25 protein-coding genes are annotated in these 18,513 nt (G+C 66.0%); all 25 read left to right on the top strand.

Annotated features, from left to right (window positions below; genetic code table 11):
- Positions 1-132: 132 nt before the first annotated feature.
- The 25 genes from ABT340_RS37260 to rpmD all read left to right on the top strand — a co-directional run bounded on the left by ABT340_RS37260 (position 133) and on the right by rpmD (position 18,513).
- Positions 133-4,020 (top strand): DNA-directed RNA polymerase subunit beta', encoded by a 3,888-nt coding sequence (locus tag ABT340_RS37260; protein ID WP_352015613.1) that lies wholly within the window; start codon positions 133-135, stop codon positions 4,018-4,020.
- 523 nt (positions 4,021-4,543) lie between these two features.
- Entirely contained in the window at positions 4,544-4,915 is a 372-nt protein-coding gene (gene rpsL, locus ABT340_RS37255) for a 30S ribosomal protein S12 (protein WP_012887826.1), read from the top strand.
- Between the two features lie 2 nt (positions 4,916-4,917).
- Complete coding sequence (rpsG, locus tag ABT340_RS37250) at positions 4,918-5,388, top strand: 30S ribosomal protein S7 (protein ID WP_179819699.1); 471 nt, start codon at positions 4,918-4,920, stop codon at positions 5,386-5,388.
- Between the two features lie 87 nt (positions 5,389-5,475).
- On the top strand, positions 5,476-7,524 hold the full coding sequence (gene fusA, locus ABT340_RS37245; RefSeq protein ID WP_502992585.1) for an elongation factor G: 2,049 nt from the start codon (positions 5,476-5,478) through the stop codon (positions 7,522-7,524).
- 157 nt (positions 7,525-7,681) lie between these two features.
- A complete protein-coding gene (gene tuf / locus ABT340_RS37240) occupies positions 7,682-8,875 on the top strand; it encodes an elongation factor Tu (protein WP_352015611.1) in 1,194 nt (397 codons plus the stop codon).
- 256 nt (positions 8,876-9,131) lie between these two features.
- Entirely contained in the window at positions 9,132-9,440 is a 309-nt protein-coding gene (rpsJ, locus tag ABT340_RS37235) for a 30S ribosomal protein S10 (RefSeq protein WP_012887830.1), read from the top strand.
- Positions 9,441-9,454: 14 nt separating this feature from the next.
- The gene (gene rplC / locus ABT340_RS37230) at positions 9,455-10,108 is read left to right on the top strand and encodes a 50S ribosomal protein L3 (RefSeq protein ID WP_352015610.1); all 654 of its coding nucleotides are present in this window, start codon (positions 9,455-9,457) and stop codon (positions 10,106-10,108) included.
- Entirely contained in the window at positions 10,105-10,752 is a 648-nt protein-coding gene (rplD, locus tag ABT340_RS37225; RefSeq protein ID WP_352015609.1) for a 50S ribosomal protein L4, read from the top strand. Before rplC ends, rplD begins: the two co-directional genes overlap by 4 nt.
- On the top strand, positions 10,752-11,054 hold the full coding sequence (gene rplW / locus ABT340_RS37220; RefSeq protein ID WP_352015608.1) for a 50S ribosomal protein L23: 303 nt from the start codon (positions 10,752-10,754) through the stop codon (positions 11,052-11,054). The genes rplD and rplW overlap by 1 nt, the downstream gene beginning before the upstream one ends.
- A 92-nt stretch (positions 11,055-11,146) precedes the next feature.
- Positions 11,147-11,983 (top strand): 50S ribosomal protein L2, encoded by an 837-nt coding sequence (rplB, locus tag ABT340_RS37215; RefSeq protein WP_352015607.1) that lies wholly within the window; start codon positions 11,147-11,149, stop codon positions 11,981-11,983.
- Positions 11,984-11,994: 11 nt separating this feature from the next.
- Positions 11,995-12,273, top strand: a complete 279-nt coding sequence (gene rpsS, locus ABT340_RS37210) for a 30S ribosomal protein S19 (protein WP_068896536.1) — start codon at positions 11,995-11,997, stop codon at positions 12,271-12,273.
- Between the two features lie 67 nt (positions 12,274-12,340).
- Entirely contained in the window at positions 12,341-12,694 is a 354-nt protein-coding gene (gene rplV / locus ABT340_RS37205; RefSeq protein ID WP_179819691.1) for a 50S ribosomal protein L22, read from the top strand.
- A complete protein-coding gene (gene rpsC, locus ABT340_RS37200; protein WP_352015606.1) occupies positions 12,694-13,551 on the top strand; it encodes a 30S ribosomal protein S3 in 858 nt (285 codons plus the stop codon). Before rplV ends, rpsC begins: the two co-directional genes overlap by 1 nt.
- Before the next feature lie 2 nt (positions 13,552-13,553).
- Positions 13,554-13,973: a 50S ribosomal protein L16 gene (gene rplP, locus ABT340_RS37195; RefSeq protein WP_184712606.1), complete on the top strand. Its 420-nt coding sequence runs from the start codon at positions 13,554-13,556 to the stop codon at positions 13,971-13,973.
- Positions 13,973-14,209 (top strand): 50S ribosomal protein L29, encoded by a 237-nt coding sequence (rpmC, locus tag ABT340_RS37190; RefSeq protein ID WP_352015605.1) that lies wholly within the window; start codon positions 13,973-13,975, stop codon positions 14,207-14,209. Before rplP ends, rpmC begins: the two co-directional genes overlap by 1 nt.
- Entirely contained in the window at positions 14,202-14,483 is a 282-nt protein-coding gene (rpsQ, locus tag ABT340_RS37185; RefSeq protein ID WP_352015604.1) for a 30S ribosomal protein S17, read from the top strand. Before rpmC ends, rpsQ begins: the two co-directional genes overlap by 8 nt.
- 239 nt (positions 14,484-14,722) lie before the next feature.
- Positions 14,723-15,091, top strand: a complete 369-nt coding sequence (gene rplN / locus ABT340_RS37180; protein ID WP_012887841.1) for a 50S ribosomal protein L14 — start codon at positions 14,723-14,725, stop codon at positions 15,089-15,091.
- A gap of 8 nt (positions 15,092-15,099) precedes the next feature.
- On the top strand, positions 15,100-15,396 hold the full coding sequence (rplX, locus tag ABT340_RS37175; protein WP_352015618.1) for a 50S ribosomal protein L24: 297 nt from the start codon (positions 15,100-15,102) through the stop codon (positions 15,394-15,396).
- On the top strand, positions 15,396-15,977 hold the full coding sequence (gene rplE / locus ABT340_RS37170; RefSeq protein ID WP_352015603.1) for a 50S ribosomal protein L5: 582 nt from the start codon (positions 15,396-15,398) through the stop codon (positions 15,975-15,977). Before rplX ends, rplE begins: the two co-directional genes overlap by 1 nt.
- A 2-nt stretch (positions 15,978-15,979) precedes the next feature.
- Positions 15,980-16,165: a type Z 30S ribosomal protein S14 gene (locus ABT340_RS37165; protein WP_012887844.1), complete on the top strand. Its 186-nt coding sequence runs from the start codon at positions 15,980-15,982 to the stop codon at positions 16,163-16,165.
- A 144-nt stretch (positions 16,166-16,309) separates the two neighbouring features.
- A complete protein-coding gene (rpsH, locus tag ABT340_RS37160) occupies positions 16,310-16,708 on the top strand; it encodes a 30S ribosomal protein S8 (RefSeq protein WP_352015602.1) in 399 nt (132 codons plus the stop codon).
- 17 nt (positions 16,709-16,725) lie between these two features.
- Positions 16,726-17,268, top strand: coding sequence for a 50S ribosomal protein L6 (rplF, locus tag ABT340_RS37155; protein ID WP_352015601.1), 543 nt, complete (start codon positions 16,726-16,728; stop codon positions 17,266-17,268).
- A gap of 2 nt (positions 17,269-17,270) precedes the next feature.
- The gene (rplR, locus tag ABT340_RS37150; protein ID WP_352015600.1) at positions 17,271-17,654 is read left to right on the top strand and encodes a 50S ribosomal protein L18; all 384 of its coding nucleotides are present in this window, start codon (positions 17,271-17,273) and stop codon (positions 17,652-17,654) included.
- A gap of 40 nt (positions 17,655-17,694) precedes the next feature.
- A complete protein-coding gene (gene rpsE / locus ABT340_RS37145; protein WP_352015599.1) occupies positions 17,695-18,327 on the top strand; it encodes a 30S ribosomal protein S5 in 633 nt (210 codons plus the stop codon).
- 3 nt (positions 18,328-18,330) lie between these two features.
- A complete protein-coding gene (rpmD, locus tag ABT340_RS37140; protein WP_068896549.1) occupies positions 18,331-18,513 on the top strand; it encodes a 50S ribosomal protein L30 in 183 nt (60 codons plus the stop codon).

The following is an 18,513-nucleotide window of genomic DNA, read 5'->3' as shown; positions in this document are numbered from 1 at the left end:
ATGTCCATCGAGATGCGCGACACCGACGAGGACGTCTTCCGCGCCGCCGAAGAGCTCGGCATCGACCTGTCCCGGCGCGAGCCGAGCAGCGTCGAAGAGGTCTGATCTAGAAGCTGAGGAGGGGAACAACACATGCTGGACGTCAACTTCTTCGACGAGCTTCGGATCGGCCTCGCGACGGCTGACGACATCCGCCAGTGGTCGCACGGTGAGGTCAAGAAGCCCGAGACCATCAACTACCGGACCCTCAAGCCCGAGAAGGACGGACTCTTCTGCGAGAAGATCTTCGGTCCGACCCGGGACTGGGAGTGCTACTGCGGCAAGTACAAGCGCGTGCGCTTCAAGGGCATCATCTGTGAGCGGTGTGGCGTCGAGGTCACCCGTGCCAAGGTGCGTCGTGAGCGGATGGGCCACATCGAGCTGGCCGCGCCCGTCACGCACATCTGGTACTTCAAGGGCGTCCCGTCCCGTCTGGGATACCTGCTCGACCTGGCCCCGAAGGACCTGGAGAAGGTCATCTACTTCGCGGCCTACATGATCACGCATGTCGACAAGGAGATGCGCGACCGCGACCTGCCGTCGCTGGAGGCGAAGATCTCGGTCGAGCGCCAGCACGTCGAGCAGCGTCGTGACGCCGACGTCGAGGCCAGGCAGAAGAAGCTCGAAGGCGACCTGACCGAGCTTGAGGCCGCGGGCGCCAAGGGCGACCAGCGCCGCAAGGTCCGTGAGGGCGCCGAGCGCGAGATGCGTCAGCTTCGCGACCGGGCCCAGCGTGAGCTGGACCGTCTCGACGAGGTCTGGAGCCGCTTCAAGAACCTCAAGGTCCAGGACCTTGAGGGCGACGAGCTGCTCTACCGCGAGATGCGCGACCGTTTCGGCCGCTACTTCCGCGGTGGCATGGGCGCCCAGGCCATCCAGGAGCGCCTGACCAACTTCGACCTCGAACTTGAGGCCGAGAACCTCCGCGAGACGATCCGCAGCGGCAAGGGCCAGAAGAAGGCCCGCGCGCTCAAGCGTCTCAAGGTCGTCTCCGCGTTCCTGAACACCCGCAACTCGCCCAACGGCATGGTGCTGGACTGCATCCCGGTCATCCCGCCGGACCTGCGCCCCATGGTGCAGCTCGACGGTGGCCGGTTCGCGACCTCGGACCTGAACGACCTGTACCGCCGTGTGATCAACCGGAACAACCGCCTCAAGCGTCTTCTCGACCTCGGCGCCCCCGAGATCATCGTGAACAACGAGAAGCGGATGCTCCAGGAGGCCGTCGACGCGCTGTTCGACAACGGCCGTCGCGGCCGTCCGGTCACCGGTCCCGGCAACCGCCCGCTGAAGTCCCTCAGTGACATGCTGAAGGGCAAGCAGGGTCGTTTCCGTCAGAACCTGCTGGGCAAGCGTGTCGACTACTCCGGCCGTTCGGTCATCGTCGTCGGCCCGCAGCTGAAGCTGCACCAGTGCGGTCTGCCCAAGCAGATGGCGCTGGAGCTGTTCAAGCCGTTCGTGATGAAGCGTCTGGTCGACCTGAACCACGCGCAGAACATCAAGTCGGCCAAGCGGATGGTCGAGCGTGCGCGCCCGGTCGTGTGGGACGTCCTCGAAGAGGTCATCACCGAGCACCCCGTGCTGCTCAACCGCGCGCCGACGCTGCACCGCCTGGGCATCCAGGCCTTCGAGCCGCAGCTGGTCGAGGGCAAGGCCATCCAGATCCACCCGCTCGTCTGCACCGCGTTCAACGCGGACTTCGACGGTGACCAGATGGCCGTGCACCTGCCGCTGTCCGCGGAGGCGCAGGCCGAGGCCCGCATCCTGATGCTGTCCACCAACAACATCCTGAAGCCGGCCGACGGCAAGCCGGTGACCATGCCCACCCAGGACATGATCATCGGTCTGTACTCCCTGACCACCATCAAGGACGACGACGAGGACGCTCCGGGACACGGCCGGGTCTTCGGTTCGGTCTCCGAGGCGCTCATGGCCTTCGACCGGCGCGAGCTGGACATCCAGGCCAAGATCCAGATCCGGATGAAGGGTGACGTCCCGCCGCCTCGCGGTTGGGCCGCCCCCGAGGGCTGGGAGCCGAACGAGCCGTACCGGCTGGAGACCACGCTGGGCCGCTGCCTGTTCAACCAGACGCTGCCCGCGAACTACCCCTACGTCAACTCGCAGGTCGGCAAGAAGCAGCTGTCCGCGATCGTCAACGAGCTGGCGGAGAAGTACCCGAAGGTCGAGGTCGCCGCGGCGCTCGACGCGCTCAAGGACGCGGGCTTCTACTGGGCGACCAGGGCCGGTGTGACGATCTCCATCGAGGACGTCATCGCGCCGCCGAACAAGTCCACGATCATGGAGACGTACGAGCGCAGGGCCGACAAGGTCCAGCGTGAGTACGAGCGCGGTCTCATCACCGACGAGGAGCGCCGTCAGGAGCTCATCGAGATCTGGACGCACGCGACCAGTGACGTGACCGACGACATGCAGAAGGCGTTCCCGAAGACCAACCCGGTCTGGATGATGGTCCAGTCGGGCGCCCGAGGAAACCTGATGCAGGTCCGTCAGATCTCCGGCATCCGTGGTCTGGTGTCCAACACCAAGGGTGAGACGATCCCGCGTCCGATCAAGGCCTCCTTCCGCGAGGGCCTGTCGGTGCTGGAGTACTTCATCTCCACCCACGGACAGCGAAAGGGTCTGGCCGACACCGCGCTGCGGACCGCCGACTCGGGTTACCTGACCCGTCGTCTGGTGGACGTCGCACAGGACGTCATCGTTCGCGAGATCGACTGCGGCACCGACCGCGCGGTCCCGCTGAACGTCGGCGAGCGCGACGCCCAGGGCAACCTGGTCAAGGCTGAGAACGCCGAGAGCAACGTGCACGGCCGCATCCTGGCCGAGGACGTCGAGGTGGACGGCAAGATCATCGCGAACGCCGGCGTCGACATCGGCGACGCCCAGGTCAGCGCGCTGGTCGAGGCCGGTATCGAGACCGTCAGGACCCGCAGCGCTCTCGTCTGCGAGGCCAAGATCGGTGTCTGCGCCACCTGCTACGGCCGTTCGCTGGCCACCGGCAAGCTCGTGGACGTCGGCGAGGCGGTCGGCATCATCGCCGCCCAGTCGATCGGTGAGCCCGGCACCCAGCTGACGATGCGTACCTTCCACACCGGTGGTGTGGCCGGTGCGGACATCACCCACGGTCTGCCCCGTGTCCAGGAGCTCTTCGAGGCGCGCGTCCCCAAGGGCGTCGCCCCGATCAGCGAGGCCGAGGGTCGGGTCCGCATCGACGAGACCGACAAGACCCGGAAGATCGTGATCGTCCCGGACGACGGTTCGGACGAGATCGCCTACCCGGTGTCGATGCGCTCGCGCATGCTGGTCTCCGAGGGACAGCACGTCAAGGTCGGCCAGCAGCTGATCGCCGGTGCCGTCAACCCCAACGAGGTGCTGCGCATCCTCGGCCCCCGGGCCGTGCAGCTGCACCTGGTGGCCGAGGTCCAGCAGGTGTACCGCTCGCAGGGTGTGTCGATCCACGACAAGCACATCGAGATCATCGTCAGGCAGATGCTCAAGCGCGTGAACGTGCTTGAGTCGGGTGACTCCGACATGCTGCCCGGCGAGCTCGTCGAGCGGCCGCGCTTCGAGCGGGTCAACCGCGAGTGCGTCGCCGAGGGCGGCACCCCGGCCTCCGGCCGTCCGGTGCTGATGGGTATCACCAAGGCGTCGCTGGCCACCGAGTCCTGGCTGTCGGCGGCGTCCTTCCAGGAGACGACGCGAGTGCTCACCGACGCGGCGATCCACGCCAAGTCGGACTCGCTGCTCGGCCTCAAGGAGAACGTCATCATCGGAAAGCTCATCCCGGCCGGTACCGGCATGCCGCAGTACCGCAACATCCGGGTCGAGCCGACCGAGGAGGCCAAGGCCGCGATGTACACCGTCGGCGGTTACGACGGCTCCGCAGCCGACTACACCTTCGGCTCCGGCTCGGGTGAGGCCGTACCGCTGGAGGAGTACGACTTCGGTCAGTACAACCGCTAGCCGGTAGGCAACGGATCGACGACGGCGCCCGGTTCTCCGAAAGGGGGACCGGGCGCCGTCGCGTCCGGATGCTTTTTGACCGGAACGTTGCCCGGAAAGCCACGAGCTCGTAACCGGAACGGCCGGAGGAGTCCTTGAAGGTGGGTAAACTGTGGCCTGGACCCGACAGCGGCCGGCTGGAAATCGGCTGCGGAGTCGCGACACGAACACGGGCGCTCGCAACGGCGACCGGAGGGCGCAACCGTTTTGACGTGTTGCGTTGGACTAGGTAGTCTTTCCGTTCGTGCCCGTGGCTTCATGGGCTCTCATGCGTGCGCGTCGATAGGTCTCCCGTCTGGGAGTTGACAGAGGCGCCGTATGGCTTCCTCCACCGGAGCGGCCCTCCTCGGGAAGTGGCGCGACAAGTGCGCGACACGCCCGAGCGCGTGGGTCGGAGTGGATGGAAAAACCGCAGGTCATGACACCGGCAGTGCCTGCAAAAGCAACGACATTCGAATCACCGGCAAGCACGAACGGAGACGCGGTGCCTACGATTCAGCAGCTGGTCCGCAAGGGCCGCCAGGACAAGGTCACCAAGACCAAGACCCCGGCGCTCAAGGCCAGCCCTCAGCGACGCGGCACCTGCATGCGCGTTTACACCACGACCCCCAAGAAGCCGAACTCGGCGCTCCGTAAGGTCGCGCGTGTCCGGCTCACCAACGGCATCGAGGTCACGGCCTACATCCCCGGTGTGGGACACAACCTTCAGGAGCACTCCATCGTGCTCGTGCGTGGCGGTCGTGTGAAGGACCTGCCGGGTGTTCGCTACAAGATCATCCGTGGTTCGCTGGACACCCAGGGTGTTCGTAACCGTAAGCAGGCCCGTAGCCGTTACGGCGCGAAGAAGGAGAAGTAAGAATGCCTCGCAAGGGTTCTCCTGGCCGTCGTCAGCTCATGGCTGACCCGGTCCACAACTCGCCCCTGGTCACCGCCCTCATCAACAAGGTGCTCCTGGACGGCAAGCGCTCCATCGCTCAGTCCATCGTGTACGGCGCCCTTGAGGGTGCCAGGGAGAAGACGGGCAACGACCCGGTCGTCACCCTGAAGCGGGCTCTGGACAACGTCAAGCCGACCCTTGAGGTCCGCAGCCGCCGTGTCGGTGGCGCGACCTACCAGGTTCCGGTCGAGGTGCGCGCCGCGCGCAGCACCACCCTGGCCCTGCGCTGGCTGGTGCAGTACTCCCGCGCCCGCCGCGAGAAGACCATGACCGAGCGCCTCATGAACGAGCTGCTCGACGCCAGCAACGGCCTCGGCGCCAGCGTCAAGAAGCGCGAGGACACCCACAAGATGGCCGAGTCCAACAAGGCCTTCGCCCACTACCGCTGGTAACAGCGGGTTCGACGAGACGACGAGGACGCGAGAGAAGTGGCCACCACGACCGCTCTTGACCTGGCCAAGGTCCGAAACATCGGCATCATGGCCCACATCGACGCGGGCAAGACCACGACGACCGAGCGCATCCTGTTCTACACCGGCATCAACTACAAGCTCGGTGAGGTCCACGAGGGCGCAGCCACGATGGACTGGATGGAGCAGGAGCAGGAGCGTGGTATCACCATCACCTCCGCTGCTACGACCTGCGAGTGGCTCGGCCACACGATCAACATCATCGACACCCCGGGTCACGTGGACTTCACGATCGAGGTGGAGCGCTCGCTCCGCGTCCTCGACGGTGCCGTCGCCGTGTTCGACGGCGTCGCCGGTGTGGAGCCCCAGTCCGAGACGGTCTGGCGTCAGGCCGACCGTTACGGCGTGCCCCGCATCTGCTTCGTCAACAAGATGGACCGTGTCGGCGCGGAGTTCCACCGCTGCGTCGACATGATGGTCAGCCGTCTGCACGCGACCCCCGCGGTCGTCCAGCTTCCCTGGGGCGTCGAGGCCGACTTCAAGGGCGTCATCGACCTGGTGAAGATGAAGGGCCTGCTCTGGAGCGCCGAGGCGGCCAAGGGCGAGATGTACGAGACCGTGGACATCCCGGCCGAGCACGCCGAGGCGGCCCGCGAGTGGCGTGACAAGCTCGTCGAGACCGTCGCCGAGAACGACGACGAGCTGATGGAGCTCTTCCTTGAGGGCGTCGAGCCCACCGAGGAGCAGCTGGTCGCGGCCATCCGCCGCGCGACGCTGGCCAGCGCCATCAACCCGGTCCTGACCGGCACCGCGTTCAAGAACAAGGGCGTTCAGCCCCTCCTCGACGCGATCGTCGCCTACCTCCCCGCCCCGACCGACATCCCGGCCTTCAAGGGCCACGCGGTCGGCAACGAGGAAGAGGTCGTCGAGCGCCACGCGGATGTGAACGAGCCGTTCGCCGCGCTGGCCTTCAAGATCATGAGCGACCAGCACCTGGGCCGTCTCACCTACATCCGCATCTACTCGGGCACGCTCGAGACCGGCACCGCGGTGGTCAACTCGGTGAAGGGCCGCAAGGAGCGGATCGGCAAGATCTACCAGATGCACGCCAACAAGCGCGAGGAGCGCTCGTCGGCGCACGCCGGTCAGATCGTCGCCGTCATGGGTCTGAAGGACACCACCACCGGTGACACCCTGGCCGACCCGGCCAAGCCGGTCGTCCTGGAGTCGATGAACTTCCCGGCTCCGGTCATCAACGTCGCGATCGAGCCCAAGACCAAGGGCGACCAGGAGAAGCTGGGCACCGCGATCCAGCGTCTGGCCGAGGAGGACCCGTCCTTCCAGGTCCGTCGTGACGAGGAGACCGGCCAGACGGTCATCTGGGGTATGGGCGAGCTCCACCTGGAGATCCTCGTCGACCGGATGCGCCGTGAGTTCAAGGTCGAGGCCAACGTCGGTCGCCCGCAGGTGGCCTACCGCGAGACCATCCGCCGCAAGGTGGAGAAGGTCGACTACGTCCACAAGAAGCAGACCGGTGGATCGGGTCAGTTCGCGAAGGTCATCATCGACATCGAGCCGCTGGGCGAGGGCAACGACGGCTACGAGTTCGAGAACAAGGTCTCCGGTGGCCGTATCCCGAGGGAGTACATCCCCTCGGTCGACGCGGGCGCCCAGGAGGCCGCCGAGTTCGGTGTTCTCGCCGGCTACCCCATGGTCGGGGTCAAGGTCACCCTGCAGGACGGTGCCTACCACGAGGTTGACTCGTCCGAAATGGCCTTCAAGATCGCCGGCTCGATGGCCTTCAAGGAGGCCGCGCGCAAGGCGGACGCCGTAATCCTGGAGCCGATGATGGCCGTTGAGGTCACCACGCCCGAGGACTACATGGGTGACGTCATCGGTGACCTCAACGGTCGCCGCGGGCAGATCCAGGCGATGGACGAGCGCGGTGGCAACCGTGTCGTCAGCGCGCTCGTGCCGCTCTCTGAGATGTTCGGCTACGTGGGTGACCTCCGTAGCAAGACGCAGGGACGCGCGAGCTACAGCATGCAGTTCGACTCCTATGCGGAAGTGCCTGCGCACATCGCCAAGGAGATCGTCGCGAAGGTACGGGGCGAGTAAGCCCGGTATCCGCCTTGGTGACGGACGGCGAGAGGATCGCCAACCGCCACCGGGGCGTACGGGCGAGGTTCTCATCGGCGGGTCCTCTCGGGGACGCGCCACCCGAACCCGAGTGAAAAGACGCAAGTCAAGTCAGAATCTCTAAGGAGACAGAGCAGTGGCCAAGGCCAAGTTCGAGCGGACCAAGCCGCACGTAAACATCGGCACCATTGGGCACATCGACCACGGCAAGACCACTCTGACCGCGGCGATCACCAAGGTGCTCCACGAGCGTTACCCGAACCTCAACGAGGCGACCCCGTTCGACAAGATCGACAAGGCGCCGGAGGAGAAGGCTCGTGGTATCACGATCTCCATCGCGCACGTCGAGTACCAGACCGAGCAGCGTCACTACGCCCACGTGGACTGCCCCGGTCACGCCGACTACGTGAAGAACATGATCACCGGTGCGGCTCAGATGGACGGCGCGATCCTCGTGGTCGCCGCCACCGACGGTCCGATGCCGCAGACGAAGGAGCACGTCCTCCTGGCCCGCCAGGTCGGCGTTCCCTACATCGTTGTCGCCCTGAACAAGGCCGACATGGTGGACGACGAGGAGATCCTGGAGCTCGTCGAGCTCGAGGTCCGTGAGCTTCTCTCGGCCCAGGAGTTCCCCGGCGACGACCTGCCGGTCGTTCGCGTCTCCGCGCTCAAGGCGCTGGAGGGCGACGAGAAGTGGGGCGACAGCATCATCGAGCTCATGACCGCGGTGGACGAGAACGTCCCGCAGCCGCAGCGTGAGACCGACAAGCCGTTCCTCATGCCGATCGAGGACGTCTTCTCGATCACCGGTCGCGGCACCGTCGTCACCGGCCGTATCGAGCGCGGCATCATCAAGGTCAACGAGACCGTTGACATCATCGGCATCAAGGACACCAAGACCACCACCACGGTCACCGGTGTCGAGATGTTCCGCAAGCTCCTCGACGAGGGCCAGGCCGGTGACAACGTCGGTCTGCTCCTGCGTGGCATCAAGCGCGAGGACGTTGAGCGCGGCCAGTGCATCATCAAGCCGGGCACCACGACCCCGCACACCGAGTTCGAGGCCCAGGTCTACATCCTGAGCAAGGACGAGGGCGGCCGCCACACGCCGTTCTTCAACAACTACCGTCCGCAGTTCTACTTCCGTACGACTGACGTGACCGGTGTTGTCAACCTGCCCGAGGGCACCGAGATGGTCATGCCTGGCGACAACACTGAGATGAGCGTCCAGCTCATCCAGCCCATCGCCATGGAGGACGGTCTCAAGTTCGCCATCCGCGAGGGTGGCCGCACCGTCGGTGCGGGTCGCGTTACCAAGATCATCAAGTAGTTCGATCGCGGAGTGGCGGTCGGCCCTCATCCCAGGGTCGGCCGCCGCGCCACGAGGAGGCTCGTGCCGTACGGCCCGCGTCTCACGCCCCACGAGAACCGTGATCTCGCAGTTGGTTCGGCCGCACCGTGACCGAACTAACCGCCAGATCACGGAAGAAAGCGCAGATCATCTGCGTCTGCTCCGTGGGACACATTTAGCGGCAACAGGCCGCACGCAACTTTTTCAGACGACAGCGAAGGACACCGAGGCCATTATGGCGGGACAGAAGATCCGCATTCGGCTCAAGGCCTATGACCACGAGGTCATCGACAGCTCGGCCAAGAAGATCGTCGAGACGGTCACGCGGACTGGCGCTAAGGTCGCGGGCCCGGTGCCGCTGCCGACCGAGAAGAACGTGTACTGCGTCATCCGCTCGCCGCACAAGTACAAGGACAGCCGCGAGCACTTTGAGATGCGTACGCACAAGCGGCTGATTGACATCATCGACCCGACGCCGAAGACGGTCGACTCGCTCATGCGACTCGACCTCCCCGCCGGCGTTGACATCTCGATCAAGCTCTGAGGGAACGCACTGACATGGCTAAGCAGATCAAGGGCGTCCTGGGCAAGAAGCTCGGCATGACCCAGGTCTTCGACGCGGACAACCGGATGGTCCCGGTGACCGTCGTTGAGGCCGGTCCGTGCGTCGTGACCCGTGTCCGCACGCCCGAGAAGGACGGCTACTCCGCCGTACAGCTCGGTTTCGGGCAGGTCGACCCGCGGAAGGTCAACAAGCCGCTCGGCGACTACCTGCGCAAGCACGACATCACCCCGCGTCGTTACTTCACGGAGATCCGTACCGACGACGCGAGTGACTACACCCTGGGCCAGGAGGTTCTGGCCGACACCTTCGAGGCGGGCCAGTTCGTCGACGTGACGGGCAAGAGCAAGGGTAAGGGCTACGCCGGTGTCATGAAGCGTCACGGCTTCAAGGGTCTGGGCGCCTCGCACGGTACCCAGCGCAAGCACCGTTCGCCGGGTTCCATCGGCGGCTGCGCCACCCCGGGCCGCGTTTTCAAGGGCCTGCGCATGGCCGGTCGGATGGGTAACGTCCGCACCACCATCCAGAGCCTCAAGGTTCACGCCGTGGACGCCGAGAAGGGCCTCATCCTGATCAAGGGTGCGATCCCCGGCGCCAACGGCAGCCTGGTTCTCCTCCGCACCGCTGCCAAGAAGGGGGCTGCCAAGTGAGCACCATTGACGTCCTCGACGCGAGCGGCGCGAAGTCCGGTACGGTCGACCTCCCCGGCGACGTCTTCGGCGCCAAGGTCAACGTTCCGCTGATCCACCAGGTCGTCGTGGCCCAGCTCGCCGCTCGCCGGCAGGGCACGCACAAGGCCAAGACCCGTGGTGAGGTCAGCGGTGGCGGCAAGAAGCCGTACCGCCAGAAGGGCACCGGCCGCGCCCGTCAGGGTTCGACCCGCGCTCCGCAGTTCACCGGCGGTGGCACCGTCCACGGTCCGGTCCCGAGGGACTACAGCCAGCGGACGCCCAAGAAGATGAAGGCCGCCGCCCTGCGTGGCGCCCTGTCCGACCGGGCCACCGGCGGTCGTGTCCACGTGGTCAGCTCGCTGGTCACCGGGGAGACCCCCAAGACCAAGGTGGCGCTTGAGGCGCTGCGCAAGGTCACGCAGGCCCGCAGCGTCCTGGTCGTCGTCGACGAGGGCGACGAGCTCACCTGGCTGAGCCTGCGCAACGCTCCGGAGGTCCACCTGCTGGACGCCGGGCAGCTGAACACCTACGACGTGCTCTGCTACGACGACGTCGTCTTCACTCAGGAGGCGTACGACCAGGTCGTCGCGCGCCTGAGCCAGAGCGGGAAGGAAGACGCCTGATGGAGAAGATCGCCGACCCGCGTGACATCATCATCAAGCCGATCGTCTCCGAGAAGAGCTACGGCCTGATCGACGAGAACAACAAGTACACGTTCCTGGTGCGGAAGACCGCCAACAAGACGCAGGTGAAGATCGCCATTGAGCAGATCTTCGGCGTCAAGGTGGTCAGTGTGAACACCATCAACCGCCAGGGCAAGCGCAAGCGGACCAAGTTCGGTTACGGCCAGCGCCCCAGCACCAAGCGCGCGATCGTGAGCCTGGTCGAGGGTGACCGTATCGACATCTTCGGCCAGGTCGGCTGACCCGCTCGCTGAAGTAAGGAACAGGGAGAATGCCCCCCGTCTACAGCGGGGGGCATTCGACCGGATTAACCGACGAAGGATGAACGAAAAAGATGGGCATCCGTAAACTCAAGCCGACGACCCCGGGTCGCCGCGGCGCCAGTGTCTCGGACTTCGCCGAGATCACGCGCAGCACGCCCGAGAAGTCGCTGCTTGCCCCCTTGCACAGCAAGGGAGGGCGCAACGTCCACGGCCGGGTGACCGCTCGTCACCAGGGTGGTGGCCACAAGCGCGCCTACCGGATCATCGACTTCCGGCGCCATGACAAGGACGGGATCCCGGCCAAGGTCGCTCACATCGAGTACGACCCCAACCGCACCTCCCGGATCGCGCTGCTGCACTACGCCGACGGGGAGAAGCGCTACATCCTCTGCCCGACCGGTCTGAAGCAGGGCGACAAGATCGAGAACGGCCCCACGGCCGACATCAAGCCCGGCAACTGCCTGCCGCTGCGCAACATCCCGACCGGTACCTTCATCCACGCGGTGGAGCTCCGTCCGGGCGGCGGCGCCAAGCTGGGCCGGTCCGCCGGCGCGCAGATCCAGCTCCTCGCCAAGGAGGGGCAGTACGCCACGCTGCGTATGCCCTCCGGCGAAATGCGCCAGGTCGACGTCCGCTGCCGGGCCTCCATCGGCCAGGTCGGCAACGCCGAGCAGGCGAACATCAACTGGGGTAAGGCCGGCCGCATGCGGTGGAAGGGCAAGCGCCCCACCGTCCGCGGTGTCGCGATGAACCCGGTCGACCACCCGCACGGTGGTGGTGAGGGTAAGACCTCTGGTGGTCGTCACCCCGTGAACCCGAAGGGCAAGCCCGAGGGTCGTACCCGTGCGGCGAACAAGGCCAGCGACCGGCTGATCATCCGTCGTCGGACCAAGCGGAAGAAGCGGTAGGAGCAGCCAAAATGCCACGTAGCCTTAAGAAGGGTCCCTTCGTGGACGACCACCTTCAGAAGAAGGTGGATGCCCAGAACGAGAAGGGCACCAAGAACGTCATCAAGACGTGGTCGCGGCGCTCCATGATCGTTCCCGACATGATCGGGCACACGATCGCCGTTCACGACGGCCGCAAGCACGTCCCGGTCTTCGTGACCGAGGCGATGATCGGCCACAAGCTCGGTGAGTTCGCGCCCACGCGGACCTTCCGCAGCCACGTCAAGGAAGACCGCCGCAGCCGGCGGTAAGCGCCTCACAGGACGGCAGGTCATGCCGGCCGTCCCACACGAAGCAGAAGGTTAAGAGGAGTAAGCGATGGAAGCCAGGGCTCAGGTGCGGTTCGCGCGCCACACGCCCATGAAGGCCCGCCGTGTGGTGGACCTCATTCGCGGGCTGCCCGCTTCGGAGGCGCAGGCCGTGCTGCAGTTCGCTCCCCAGGCGGCGAGCGAGACCGTGTACAAGGTGCTGTCCAGCGCCATTGCGAACGCGGAGCACAACTTCAAGCTCGACCGCGACACGCTCTTCGTGAGCCGTGCGTGGGTCGACGAGGGCCCGACGCTGAAGCGGTTCCGTCCCCGCGCTCAGGGTCGTGCCTATCGGATCAACAAGCGGACGAGCCACATCACCGTGATCGTGGAGTCCCGCGAGCCGAAGGGGAGGACCCGCTAGTGGGTCAGAAGGTCAACCCGCACGGGTTCCGCCTCGGCATCACGACCGACTTCAAGAGCCGGTGGTATGCCGACAAGCTCTACAAGTCGTACGTCGCCGAGGACGTGGCGATCCGCCGCATGCTCAAGAAGGGCATGGAGCGGGCCGGCATCTCCAAGGTGGAGATCGAGCGGACCACCGACCGGGTTCAGGTCGACATTCACACCGCCCGTCCGGGCATCGTCATCGGCCGCCGCGGCGCCGAGGCGGACCGGATTCGCGGTGACCTCGAGAAGCTGACCAAGAAGCAGGTCCAGCTGAACATCCTTGAGGTCAAGAACCCCGAGATCGACGCTCAGCTCGTCGCCCAGGGCGTCGCCGAGCAGCTGTCCAGCCGTGTCTCCTTCCGCCGCGCCATGCGCAAGGCGATGCAGTCGGCCATGAAGAGCGGCGCCAAGGGCATCCGGGTGCAGTGCTCCGGTCGTCTCGGCGGCGCTGAGATGTCGCGTTCGGAGTTCTACCGCGAGGGCCGCGTGCCCCTGCACACGCTCCGCGCCGACATCGACTACGGCCTCTACGAGGCCCGCACCACCTTCGGCCGCATCGGCGTGAAGGTGTGGATCTACAAGGGTGAGGCTCCGACCAGCCGCGCCGAGCGCGAGGCGGCCGCCGCCGGTGCCCGTGCGGGGCAGCGTCGCGACCGTGACGACCGTCGTGGTGGCCCCGGTGGGGACCGTCCGCGTCGTGGCGGCGCCGGTGGCGACCGTCCGCGTCGTGGTGGCGCCGGCCGCGGTGACCGTGGCCCCAGGAACGAGGCGGCCTCCCAGGCCACCCCCGAGACCGGCCCGGCTGCGCAGCCGGGTGCTGAAGGGAGCTGACCATGCTGATCCCGCGCAGGGTCAAGCACCGCAAGCAGCACCGGCCCGACCGTCACGGCGCCGCCAAGGGTGGCACCAGGGTCGTGTTCGGCGAGTACGGCATCCAGGCGATTGAGCACTCCTACGTGACCAACCGCCAGATCGAGTCGGCTCGTATCGCCATGACCCGTCACATCAAGCGTGGCGGAAAGGTCTGGATCAACATCTTCCCGGACCGTCCCCTCACCAAGAAGCCCGCTGAGACCCGCATGGGTTCCGGTAAGGGTTCGCCGGAGTGGTGGATCGCCAACGTCAAGCCCGGTCGCGTCATGTTCGAGCTGTCGGGTGTCGCCGAGCCCGTGGCCCGCGAGGCCATGCGTCGCGCGATGCACAAGCTCCCGATGAAGTGCCGGTTCGTCAAGCGTGAAGTGGGTGAGGCGTGATGGCTAAGGGCCTGACCGCCGGTGAGCTGCGAGCGGAGGACCAGGACACCCTGGTTCAGAAGCTGAAGGAAGCCAAGGAGGAGCTGTTCAACCTCCGCTTCCAGGCCGCGACCGGCCAGTTGGAGAGCCACGGGCGGCTGCGCGCCGTCCGCCGCGAGATCGCCCGTATCTACACCGTGATGCGCGAGCGGGAGCTTGGCATCGTGACGGTCGAGAAGGAGTCGGTCGATGGCTGAGACAACTGAGAACACGAACGAGGCGCGTAACTACCGCAAGACCCGCGAGGGTCTGGTGGTCAGTGACAAGATGGACAAGACTGTCGTCGTCGCTGTCGAGGACCGCGTCAAGCACCCCCTGTACGGCAAGGTCATCCGTAGGACGACCAAGTACAAGGCGCACGACGAGGCCAACTCGTGCGGCGTCGGCGACCGCGTTCTCCTGATGGAGACCCGGCCGCTGTCCGCCAGCAAGCGCTGGCGGGTCGTCGAGATCCTCGAACGCGCCAAGTAACAAGACGCGCCTCGTGGGGGGTGACCTGATCACCCCCCATGACGGTGTCCAAGGGAACGGGGACGATCCTCGTTCCGCCTGCGGCGGCGGTGGTGCGGACACGGACGCTCATCCGGGCACGGGAAGTGCCCGGCGGGTGGCCGGCCGTACGGCTGTCGCCGGGGGAAAAAGACCACAGCAGTTCCGCAAGGCTTGCCCGGCACACGGGTGAGAACCGGCGAGACAAACAGGAGTTATAGGTGATTCAGCAGGAGTCGCGACTCAAGGTCGCCGACAACACGGGTGCGAAGGAAGTCCTTTGCATTCGTGTGCTCGGTGGCTCGGGTCGGCGCTACGCGGGAATCGGCGACATCATCGTCGCCACGGTCAAGGACGCCATTCCTGGCGGCACCGTGAAGAAGGGCGACGTCGTCAAGGCGGTCATCGTCCGTACTGTCAAGGAGCGCCGCCGGCCCGACGGCTCCTACATCCGCTTCGACGAGAACGCCGCCGTGATCATCAAGGACAGCGGCGACCCTCGTGGGACGCGTATCTTCGGCCCCGTCGGACGCGAGCTGCGCGACAAGAAGTTCATGCGCATCATCTCGCTCGCCCCGGAGGTGTTGTAATGCCGAATCTGCATGTCAAGAAGGGCGACCTGGTCCTCGTCATCGCCGGCAAGGACAAGGGCGCCAAGGGTCGTGTGATCGCCGCCTACCCGCGCGAGGACCGCGTGGTCGTCGAGGGCGTCAACATGATCAAGAAGCACTCCAAGGAGACCCACCAGGGCCCGCGTGGCGCCAAGAGCGGCGGCGTGCAGACCATGGAGGCTCCCATCCACGTGAGCAACGTCAAGAAGCTCAAGGGTGACGAGAAGCCCGCCAAGAAGGAGTCGGCGAAGGCGGACTCCGACGAGTCGGGTGAGGACAACTGATGACCGCCAACACCACCGAGGCCGTCGCGACGAGGCCCCTCCCGCGCCTCAAGCAGCGTTACCGCGAGGAGATCATCGCGAAGCTGCAGGAGCAGTTCGGGTACGAGAACGTCATGCTGATCCCCACGATCACCAAGATCAAGGTGAACATGGGTGTCGGCGAGGCCGCGCGTGACTCGAAGCTCATCGACGGCGCCGTTCGTGACCTGACCTCCATCACCGGCCAGAAGCCGGCCGTCGTGCGGGCCCGCAAGTCCATCGCCCAGTTCAAGCTGCGCGAGGGCATGCCGATCGGCGCCCACGTGACGCTGCGCGGCGACCGCATGTGGGAGTTCCTCGACCGTCTGCTGTCGCTGGCGCTGCCCCGCATCCGTGACTTCCGCGGTCTGTCGCCGAAGCAGTTCGACGGCAACGGCAACTACACCTTCGGTCTGACCGAGCAGGTCATGTTCCACGAGATCGACCAGGACAAGGTCGACCGTCAGCGTGGTATGGACATCACGGTCGTGACCACCGCTAAGACCGACGACCAGGGCCGGGCGCTGCTGAAGCTTCTCGGTTTCCCCTTCAAGGAGGCCTGATCATGGCGAAGACGTCGCTGAAGGTCAAGGCTGCTCGCAAGGCCAAGTTCGAGGTCCGGGCGTACACTCGGTGCTCGCGCTGTGGTCGTCCCCGCGCCGTCTACAGGAAGTTCGGCCTGTGCCGCATCTGCTTCCGCGAGATGGCGCACCGGGGCGAGCTGCCCGGCATCACCAAGTCGAGCTGGTAGTCTCCGCGCGGCCCGGTGGGTCTCTCACCGGGCCCCGCGGTGCCAGCCGTACAAGTAAGTCGATATTCACCGGGCGCTGTCTCAAGCGCCCATGACCGCACCGAAGGTCCCCTGGGGAAACCGCGGTGAGGAAGGCCACCGGCCATGACGATGACCGACCCGATCGCAGACATGCTCACGCGTCTGCGAAACGCGAACTCGGCGTACCACGACACCGTGGCCATGCCGTACTCGAAGATCAAGGCGCACATCGCCGAGATCCTCCAGCAGGAGGGTTACATCCAGTCCTGGAGCGTCGAGGACGCCAAGGTCGGAAAGAACCTCGTGGTGGAGCTCAAGTTCGGGCCGAGCCGTGAGCGTTCGCTGACGGGCCTGCGCCGGGTTTCCAAGCCCGGTCTGCGGGTCTACGCGAAGAAGGACAACCTGCCCCGGGTCCTGGGAGGACTAGGCGTCGCGATCATCTCGACGTCCGGTGGCCTCATGACCGACAAGCAGGCCGGCAAGCGTGGAGTGGGCGGGGAAGTCCTCGCCTTCGTTTGGTAGAAGGGAGAAATCACAGCATGTCGCGAATCGGACGGCTGCCCATCCCTGTACCGAACGGCGTGGACGTCGCCATCGACGGCCGGGAAGTCACGGTCAAGGGCCCCAAGGGCACGCTCTCACACAAGGTCGCTGAGCCGATCGACGTCGCCAAGGGAGACGACGGTGCTGTCACCGTCAGCCGCCCCAACGACGAGAACAAGGTCCGTGCGCTGCACGGCCTGTCCCGCACGCTGATCGCCAACATGGTGACCGGTGTGACCCAGGGTTACTCCAAGACCCTGGAAATCGTGGGTGTCGGTTACCGCGTGCAGGCCAAGGGCCCGACTCAGCTTGAGTTCGCCCTCGGCTTCAGCCACCCGGTGATCGTGGACGCCCCCGAGGGTGTCACCTTCCGCGTCGAGAAGCCGACCCTGTTCCACGTGGACGGCATCGACAAGCAGAAGGTCGGCGAGGTCGCCGCGAACATCCGTAAGCTGCGCAAGCCCGACCCGTACAAGGGCAAGGGTGTGCGCTACCAGGGCGAGGTTGTCCGCCGCAAGGTCGGAAAGGCTGGTAAGTAGGCATGGCTGGCAAGACTGCGTTCGGCAAGCACACGGCCGCCCGCGCCGTCTCGCGGGCCCGCCGTCACGGCCGAGTCCGCAAGAAGGTGGTCGGTACGGCCGCGCGTCCGCGCCTGGTCGTCAACCGCTCGACGCGGCACCTGTTCGTGCAGATCGTCGACGACTCACAGGGCCACACGCTGGTGAGCGCCTCCACCATGGACGCCACCCTGCGCACGGTGACCGGTGACAAGACCGAGAAGGCGAAGCAGGTCGGCGAGCTTCTCGCTCAGCGGGCCAAGGCTGCCGGGATCACCGCGGTCGTCTTCGACCGTGGTGGAAACCGTTACGCGGGCCGCCTGGCGGCTCTCGCGGACAGCGCCCGCGAAGCCGGGCTGGAGTTCTGATGGCCCGTACTGACAAGAGCAACGAGAAGAGGAACCACTGATGGCTGGAGCTCCGCGTCGCGGTGGCGCCGCCGGTGGCGAGCGGCGTGACGGTCGTCGTGACGATCGCCGCGGTGGCAGCGCTGACAAGGGCGTCTCGTACATCGAGCGCGTAGTGAAGATCAACCGAGTGGCCAAGGTCGTGAAGGGTGGTCGTCGCTTCAGCTTCACCGCCCTCGTCATCGTCGGTGACGGCAACGGCATGGTCGGCGTCGGCTACGGCAAGGCCAAGGAAGTCCCCGCGGCCATCGCCAAGGGCGTCGAAGAGGCCAAGAAGCACTTCTTCCGGGTGCCGCGCATCCAGGGCACCATCCCGCACATCGTGCAGGGTGAGGAGGCCGCCGGCGTGGTCTTCCTGCGCCCGGCCTCGCCCGGTACCGGTGTCATCGCCGGTGGCCCGGTGCGCGCCGTACTGGAGTGCGCGGGCATCCACGACGTGCTGTCCAAGTCGCTGGGCTCGGACAACCCGATCAACATCGTGCACGCCACCGTGGCCGCTCTGAAGGGCCTCAGCCGCCCCGAGGAGATCGCGGCCCGCCGTGGCCTGCCCCTGGAGGACGTCGCTCCCAAGGCGATGCTCAAGGCTCGCGCCGAGGGTCTCGCTGAGGCCGCGGCGGCCAAGGCGGTGAGCTAACCGATGGCACGTCTGAAGATCACTCAGGTCCGCTCGAAGATCGGCGGCAAGCAGAATCAGCGTGATTCGCTGCGTTCGCTCGGTCTCAAGCGAATCGGCGACGTCGTCGTCAAGGAGGACCGCCCGGAGATCCGCGGCATGGTCTCCGTGGTGACGCACCTGGTCACCGTGGAAGAGGTCGACTAG

The sequence above is a fragment of the Streptosporangium sp. NPDC000239 genome (assembly GCF_040300765.1).
In the GTDB taxonomy this organism is placed as follows: domain Bacteria; phylum Actinomycetota; class Actinomycetes; order Streptosporangiales; family Streptosporangiaceae; genus Streptosporangium.
The sequence above is the reverse complement of the archived record's forward strand: the minus strand, read 5'-3'. Positions and strand labels throughout refer to the sequence as shown.